The 7,833-nt window shown below is 46.2% G+C and carries 10 protein-coding genes; all 10 read left to right on the forward strand.

All coding sequences use genetic code 11. The features are described from left to right. A partial coding sequence (locus EPO18_RS12865; protein ID WP_292433787.1) for a DODA-type extradiol aromatic ring-opening family dioxygenase occupies positions 1–589 on the forward strand: 589 nt, incomplete at its 5' end. A 210-nt stretch (positions 590–799) separates the two neighbouring features. Then, a complete protein-coding gene (locus tag EPO18_RS12870) occupies positions 800–2,017 on the forward strand; it encodes an MFS transporter (RefSeq protein WP_292433789.1) in 1,218 nt (405 codons plus the stop codon). 173 nt (positions 2,018–2,190) lie between these two features. Next, on the forward strand, positions 2,191–2,700 hold the full coding sequence (locus EPO18_RS12875; protein ID WP_292433791.1) for a hypothetical protein: 510 nt from the start codon (positions 2,191–2,193) through the stop codon (positions 2,698–2,700). 378 nt (positions 2,701–3,078) lie between these two features. Next, positions 3,079–4,383, forward strand: a complete 1,305-nt coding sequence (locus tag EPO18_RS12880; RefSeq protein ID WP_292433793.1) for a citrate synthase — start codon at positions 3,079–3,081, stop codon at positions 4,381–4,383. Between the two features lie 289 nt (positions 4,384–4,672). Further along, positions 4,673–5,014 carry a hypothetical protein gene (locus tag EPO18_RS12885; protein WP_292433795.1) on the forward strand — a complete coding sequence of 114 codons (342 nt, stop codon included), beginning with the start codon at positions 4,673–4,675 and terminating at the stop codon, positions 5,012–5,014. A 10-nt stretch (positions 5,015–5,024) separates the two neighbouring features. Further along, a complete protein-coding gene (locus tag EPO18_RS12890) occupies positions 5,025–5,423 on the forward strand; it encodes an ankyrin repeat domain-containing protein (RefSeq protein WP_292433797.1) in 399 nt (132 codons plus the stop codon). Between the two features lie 137 nt (positions 5,424–5,560). Beyond that, entirely contained in the window at positions 5,561–6,016 is a 456-nt protein-coding gene (locus EPO18_RS12895; RefSeq protein ID WP_292433799.1) for a hypothetical protein, read from the forward strand. Positions 6,017–6,103: 87 nt separating this feature from the next. After that, the gene (locus EPO18_RS12900; protein WP_292433801.1) at positions 6,104–6,553 is read left to right on the forward strand and encodes a HEAT repeat domain-containing protein; all 450 of its coding nucleotides are present in this window, start codon (positions 6,104–6,106) and stop codon (positions 6,551–6,553) included. A 180-nt stretch (positions 6,554–6,733) separates the two neighbouring features. Then, a complete protein-coding gene (locus tag EPO18_RS12905) occupies positions 6,734–7,162 on the forward strand; it encodes a hypothetical protein (protein ID WP_292433803.1) in 429 nt (142 codons plus the stop codon). A gap of 80 nt (positions 7,163–7,242) precedes the next feature. After that, positions 7,243–7,647 (forward strand): hypothetical protein, encoded by a 405-nt coding sequence (locus tag EPO18_RS12910; protein ID WP_292433805.1) that lies wholly within the window; start codon positions 7,243–7,245, stop codon positions 7,645–7,647. Positions 7,648–7,833 lie beyond the last annotated feature (186 nt).

The following is a 7,833-nucleotide window of genomic DNA, read 5'->3' on the forward strand; positions in this document are numbered from 1 at the left end:
CTATTATGGATTTCCCAAAGAATCCTATGAAATTGAGTATCCCGCACCAGGCGCGCCTGAGCTGGCGAATAAGATTTTTAATCTATTAGAAAACGCCGGCATTGAAGCCAAACTTGACGACCAGCGAGGTTTTGATCATGGCTTATTTGTACCCTTGAAGATTATGTATCCCGATGTAAACATTCCTTGCGTTCAATTGTCACTGGTCAATAGTTTGCAGCCTGAAGTGCATATCCGGATTGGTAAGGCCTTAACTGATTTGAGAAAAGATAACATTCTTGTCATTGGTTCTGGTTTTTCATTTCATAATCTCAAAGAGTTTTTTACGCCATCAACACAAAAATCCCAAGCCATGAATGAGTCGTTTGAGCAATGGCTGATTGATACTTGCTCTAACAGTCAGCTTACTGAAGAGGAGCGAGAGCAAAGACTGATTAATTGGGATAAGGCGCCTGCTGCAAGATACTGCCATCCTAGAGAAGATCACTTATTGCCGCTACATGTTTGCTACGGAGTCGCCGGCACAGCCGCAAAAAAGGTGTTTGAGTTTGAACTAATGGGAAAAATGGCGAGCGCCTATATTTGGTAAACGATTTAATTCGAAACTGAACAAAAATCATTTTCGGGAGGATTCCATTAAACTAATGAATCGGATACGCCAAAATATTATAAGCAATTGAATAGTCAACATTTTCCATAATCAGAATTGCTGTCTCTAAAAACGGCAGTATACTTAAAATCTATTTTGACTCAGTTGCATTAGCTAGGCAGCCAAGTCGCTTTTAATTATCAAATATTCATGCAATTTTTTAGTAAACCGAATTCCGCTTTTCTCAAGCTGCTATCTTTTCGCATCCTAATCGTTCTCGCTTACCAAATAATGGCGATTGTAGTGGGCTGGCACATTTACGAACTGACGCACGACACACTCGCACTGGGTTTAGTCGGACTGGCTGAAGCCATCCCCTACTTCTGCTGCGCACTGTTCGCCGGCTTTGCGGTAGATCATTACTCCCGTCGCATGTTCGGGGTGCTCGCCTGCCTGATGCTATTTCTCACCGCGCTGACTCTGGTGGCTGTGTCAATGGGCTGGCTAAGAGGCAATCCTGTGTTGTGGATCTACTGCTCTATCGCCTTTACGGGCTTGGCGCGCGCGTTTATCGGCCCTACATATAGCGCCATGTTTGCTCTGATCCTGTCACGTGATCAATATGCTCGAGCCTCGGGAATCGGCAGCGCCGTGTTCCAGTTCGGACTGGTGGTCGGACCTGCGTTAGGCGGTATTCTGGTCGGATGGGCCGGCAAAACTAGCGCTTACAGCTTTGCAGCCGGCCTGTGTCTATGTGCCGCCGTGGCACTGCTGTCATTACGTGTCGAGGAACCTCCTCCAGCGGCAAGCGCACCTATCTTCACCAGTATCGCCGAAGGGCTTCGCTTCGTATTCAGTAACCAGATCATCTTGGGTGCGCAGTCGTTGGATATGTTCGCTGTGCTGTTCGGGGGAGCTGTTTCCATGCTGCCGGCATTCATTCACGATGTCTTTCATTATGGCCCTGAGGGGCTTGGAATTCTTCGTGCCGCTCCGGCAATCGGAGCCGTGATAACAGGGCTGTTTCTCGCCCGCCATCCGATCAATCTGCATGCCGGGCGCTGGCTGCTGGGAGCGGTAGCGGGGTTCGGCTTCTGCATGATTTGCTTTGCCTTATCAGTAAACTTTTGGATTGCCGGGCTACTGTTGATGCTCTCCGGTGTTTGCGATGGGGTATCGGTGGTCATGCGCACGACTATCCTGCAATTGGCGACACCCGATACCATGCGCGGCCGGGTTTCCGCAATCAATGGCATCTTTATTGGCTCGTCCAACGAACTGGGCGCTTTTGAGTCAGGCATTGCAGCACGCTTGATGGGACTGGTCCCGTCGGTTGTTTTCGGAGGTGTTATGACACTGGCCGTGGTTGCCGCCACGGCAAAATTGGCACCGAAACTGCGCCGGCTAGAGCTTCACCAACTGCAATAATCCATTGTTCAAGCGGTCGATCTGTTTTTGTACTTCGCGCTATGAGCAATCTTTTAATGTAGACAGCCAGTAATTGACAAACAGCAGGGGGTTTTCAGGTTTTCCCGTGCCTTAGGGTTTCTATTGTTGGGCTTGTGGTGTTATAGTTTAAAAAAATTACACGATATTTCATCATGATCGGATTTATTCTTTGCAGTATGTCATTAGCGGTTCTGGTACAAAACCAAAACGCATTTCTGCAGTCACTCACCACACCTGTTGCCTTAGGTATCGGTCTGGCAATTATGGCTACAAGCCTACTGGTCGGGTATTTTAAAAAAGCTCCCACCATTGCTTGGCACGATGGTTTTGCGACCGGCTGTCTGTTGGTCTGGTATGCATACTGGAAGCCGCAGTTCGACGATGATGCGCCAATGTTCTTTTTCTTTCCGTTGTATTACTCACTGTTAACCTCGATCGTGACGCTGGCACTGATCAACAAAAGCCAATACTTCGACCAGGAATCTATCGATCACTTGCGTTATCTGGAAAAAATCAGCCGTTTCGATATCAATGTGATTATGGTGTTGGTAATGATTAGTCTATTGATTACCCGCCATTACGCGATTTATCCAATAGCGATGACTTTATTCATCATTCGCCATACCATGATTGTTTGCTTGGAAAACATTGACAAACGATGAACATATTTTTTTAAATCTAATAGATTCAACTCATAAGCGCATCCGACACTGATCGTTGTTAAGCGTCGCTTGCTTTTAATCATCAGACCCATTTCACCTTGAGAAACTTAACATTACGGCGTAATTCGATATCTACTGTCTGGTTTTCAGAGGCCGCTGACCATCAGGGCAGTCGCGCTGTATCGGTAGGGAGAGGGAACTAACGGCGTTAACTTTTCGTATAGCGCGATTGCCCTGTACTGACCATGACAATGCCCATTGATGAGCTTAATCACGAATATCAGTTTACAATAGACTTGCGGCACCGAAATAAGTAATACCGGAGTATGCGGATTTTCTTAAAATTAGTCGTGCCATCAGCTTTGGAGATTGACTCAAATGACCGATAAATTAAAACTACTGCCCCCGGCCATATTGACGCTGGATGATAAAAATTACGAACTGCCCACTTTGATAGGGATAGAGGGTGAAAAAGCCATCGACATTTCCAAATTGCGCAGTCAAAGCAGTTACGTGACCTTAGATGAAGGCTATGGCAATACCGCCAGCTGTGAAAGCTCAATCACCTACATTGACGGCGAAAAAGGCATACTTCGTTATCGCGGTTACCCTATTGAAGAATTGGCGGAACATTCACGCTTTGTTGAAGTAGCCTATTTACTGCTGAATGGCGAGCTGCCTAACAGTCGGCAATTATTGGATTTTTCGACCAGTCTAAATGAGTCTTCGATTATTCACGAAGACATGCATCACTTTTTTAACGGCTTTCCGCGCGGCTCGCACCCGATGGGTATTCTGGCGACCATGGTGGCATCATTATCGACATTCTATCCGATTCCCGATCGGCTCAATGCTGAGACAGAACAACAAATTGTCGTCAATTTGATCTCTCAGGTCCGCACCATCGCAGCTTTCTCTTATAAAAAATCGATTGGCGAACCGTTGATTTACCCGTCCTACAAACTTAAGTATGTGCGTAACTTCCTGAATATGATGTTTTCATCGCCGGTTCGCGATTATCAGTTGGATGAAGATATCGTCAGAGCCATTGATATGTTCCTGATCCTGCATGCCGACCATGAGCAAAATTGCAGCACCTCTTCGGTGCGCACCGCGGGCTCAAGTATGGCGAATATGTACGCGGTGGCTTCGGCAGGGATTTCAGCGCTTTGGGGGCCGCGTCACGGCGGAGCCAATCAGCAAGTGATACAGATGCTTGAACAGATACACGCGAGCGGCGGTGACGGCACTGAATTTATCAATCAGGCAAAAGACAAAAACTCATCAAGCCGACTGATGGGTTTCGGCCACCGCGTATATAAAAATTTCGACCCACGCGCAACGGTATTAAAAAAGCAATGCGACAAATTATTCGACAAAGCGGGAGTTAGCGATCCTTTGTTTGATATTGCCCGGAAGCTGGAAGAAATTGCCTTAAAAGATGAATATTTCATCTCCCGAAAACTGTATCCCAACGTCGATTTTTATTCCGGGTTAATTCTCCGGGCCGCAGGCATACCCACCAATATGTACACAGTATTATTCGCTATCGGCCGTATGCCCGGCTGGCTGGCGCACTGGCGGGAAATGCTGCACGGTGAGCAAGTGGTTATTACCCGCCCTCGCCAAATCTATGTGGGTGAGCCGTTGCGTCACTTTCAAACTATTGAACAACGGCCTTGACCATGGGAAATACTCGCGCGGATACGCTGTATATGCCTTCGGCACTCTGCGCATATTGCGTTTCTGTACGGATAATATAAGTGCTTAACGCGAATGCAATCATGCACCTGATCCAATAATTTCAGAGGTGTATTTTTATATTGTATAAAAAGGTTGCTATCAATAATGTAAGAACTATAGAATCTAGTCTAACGGATTGTCGGAGTGGAGTTATACACCGTTATGCAACGGCAATTTAAATTTAATATACACCTGTTTAGGTGTCTATTTAACGTTAGGCGTGCATCCCATGTTCACCGATCCTGGTAAGTCCATAGCTGACCGCAAGGCATTGAAAGAACAGTATGGCGCACTGTTCAACCGTATTTCATCAGCACTGTTTGAGGCTGATCCGATCGGCATCAACTTCGAGTCGAACACCGATGAATACGACCCGGAAGCCGGAACAATCATTCCAAGGCTCAAGGGCGCAGCCTCGGTTCATGATGTAGAAGTGATAATTCACGAGGAGTTCTGCCGTTGGTTTAGCTCCGAAGATGCAGGCCCTATAGAGAAATATAGTGCCGTTGCGTCAGAGGTTTGGGAGGTCTGGTGTGAGTTCAAGAAACTGCACGCCTCAACTCCACGTTAGGCGTAAAGGAATGAACGATAAACTCCGAGACTTACTTCAAAAGGTTCAAAGCACGGCCGACTTTAGTTACGTAACCTTCGAATCGGTGAACGATACCAATTCGCTCGGTGACAATGCCCTTCATTGTGTCTGTGTTTGGGGTGATCTTGAAGCAGCAAAGCTATTGGTAGAGAATGGTATCGAACTTAATCAAAAGGGCGAAGGCGGGTTCGCTCCGCTAAATGTGGCACTCGATTTTGGCCACAAAGAAATAGCCGATTACTTAATTGCCAATGGTGCCGATACGAGCGTCATTGATGCAGTTGAGCAGTTCGATCGAGAAAAGTACAATCTCCACATGAAGCACTTAGCAGAGCAAATAGAGCGGCTTGAGGCGAAGATCCAAAATGAATGCGATGGCAACGCCTAACATTGCGCTCAAAGGGACGCGCCTTTTCGTGGCGGTTTTGAAGATTTGATATTTTTTCAGCTTTGGTGGATTCGCTAATCTTCCGTGGAAGGCGCGCCCCTTAGCTTTACGTTAGAGGGCAGAAAATGGGGGGGGCAATGGAGTTCGAGAATCAAGAGAAACCACCATCTGAGTGGTGCAGAGTCATACGTGTATACAGCTTACTGCCCGCAATTATTCTCTTTATGTCTGCGCTTAACGCCATGCTGAAGCCCCCCACTGCGCCAGATAGTCTTCTATTCTTAGCCATCTTGTCGATAGCATCGCTTCTCGCTTGGCTTGTTGCGCGCGATATTTGGTTGCTTCGCGTTAGGGAGCATCCGCTTTGGGTAGACGTTTTTAGCTACGTCGTCGTTTTGGGCGGCCTCGCGGTTCTCATCTTCCTGCGCGAATCGCGCATTTATGTCTGTAACACCATTTACCTTGATGCGCTGTGTGTTTGGTCCTCAGTGCCGATTGCAGTTGTGGCATGGCTGACTGAGAAACATAAAGGGGTTCGTGTTTATATTGGCGCACGTAAGCTTAGATTCATCCATGCAAACGCTGGCCTCTAACATGGCGCTCAACCGGAGCGCGGTTATAATGCGGTTTTATTTTTTCAGCTTTCCGTGCCGCGCCCGGTTAGCTCTACGTTAGAACACATGGAACCAACAGCCATACGCGCTTTAGTGGAAGCTTTCACAGTTAAATCCTCATTTGGTAATGAACCTGGCTATAAAGAAATAAAGGCGCTTGGCGAAGAGGTGATTCCATATTTCTTGGAACAATATCCAAAAAGCTCTCGTTGGGAACAACGTGTAGCTTACGTTTACCACTCAATTCGTCCGGCTGCTAAAGGCAACAAAACAGCGTTTCAGTTGGGGTTGTTGGCACTGAAAGATAAATCCAAGCATGTTCGCTATAGAGCCTGTATGCTCTTGGCGTGCGCGCAAGACGTCGAAGCATTGCCGTACTTGGAGGCTTTAAGAGATCATCCAGTTTCAGAAACGAAAGAAAATGTTGAGGCAGCTATTGATGCATTAAAGTCAAAGAATCATCATTACTTTATTGATCGTAGTCACTCTAATAAAATGTTTCTTAATGTTGAATAATTTGTGCTGATAACAACAATGCCTATTTGATATTGCAAAGTATGTTAAGTAAATTACCTTATACTCGTTCTAACATGGCGCTCAACCGGAGCGCGGTTACAATACGGTTTTGTTTTTTCAGTTTTCTGGGCCGCGTCCGGTTAGCTCTACGTTAGGCGTCAACCAAAGAAGGATTATCTCGTGCGAAAGATTTCAATTCTTGGTGTTGTCATCGGCTCAGTAGCTGACATTGCTCTCTCAGGTGTGCTTGGCATGGCCATCTTGTCCTCGGCTGTCCCGGCAACCAATGTTTCGCCGGAGGTCTATCAGCAGCTCACCGAACAGGCAATGCTCAATGACTTGCGGTTATTCTTCTATGTGTTCCTTTCTGGTAGCGCTTGCTCCATTTTGGGAGGATATATCGCTGCAAAAATTGCAAAGCGCGCCGAACTTCTGAATGGGGCGCTCGCTTCATTTCTCTGTGTAAGCTTTGGAATCGAATCGCTAGTTTCGGGAGGAAGTTCATTTCCGCTCTGGCTCGAGTTGCTTTCAGTTATCCTAAGTCCTGCATTGGCAACTCTGGGAGGGTATTTATGCCTCAACTTCAAACGAGTTCCAGAAAATGCCTAACATGGCACTCAACCGGAGCGCGGTTATAATGCGGTTTTGTTTTTTCAGCTTTCAGGGCCGCGCCCGGTTAGCTCTACGTTATGTTTAAAACTATATCTATTATGAATAGCAAAATACTTTTTGCAATTGTAGCTGCTGCTGTTACCGGGCTACCGCAGGGAATAAATGCCAAGCCACTTTTAAAGGCACCAGTCGTCCCGGAAGTCACAATTTACATTATCATTGCATTTGGGTTAATTAGTGGCATAGCGATGGCATTTAACTTAATTAAAGAACGCACGCATAATAAATCCTTTATATCTAAATATATTGATCTCTACACATATTTTGTAGTCGGTGTATTGTGCATAGGATTGCCAATATTTATACAAAACCAAGGAATTAACTGGCAGAGCAATGTTCTATTTAACGGGTATTTCTTTACCGCAGCAGGTATTGGTTTGGTTATAGGCGGCGGGCTAAATTATGTCATCAAAAAAACATAACAAATCACTCCACTGGAATTTTGCTACGCTGCGCTTCGCAAAATCCAGCGAGTTAAACCGTTAGGAATAATGAAAAAAATCATCTCACTATTAACTATCGCGTCCACATCCATAGTAAGCGGATGTGATACGTGGTACGGGCAACGCTTTGATCTCACGACACCTAGTGCTCATGCCTTCGAAATT

This window comes from Methylobacter sp., assembly GCF_004322395.1.
Lineage (GTDB): Bacteria > Pseudomonadota > Gammaproteobacteria > Methylococcales > Methylomonadaceae > Methylobacter_A.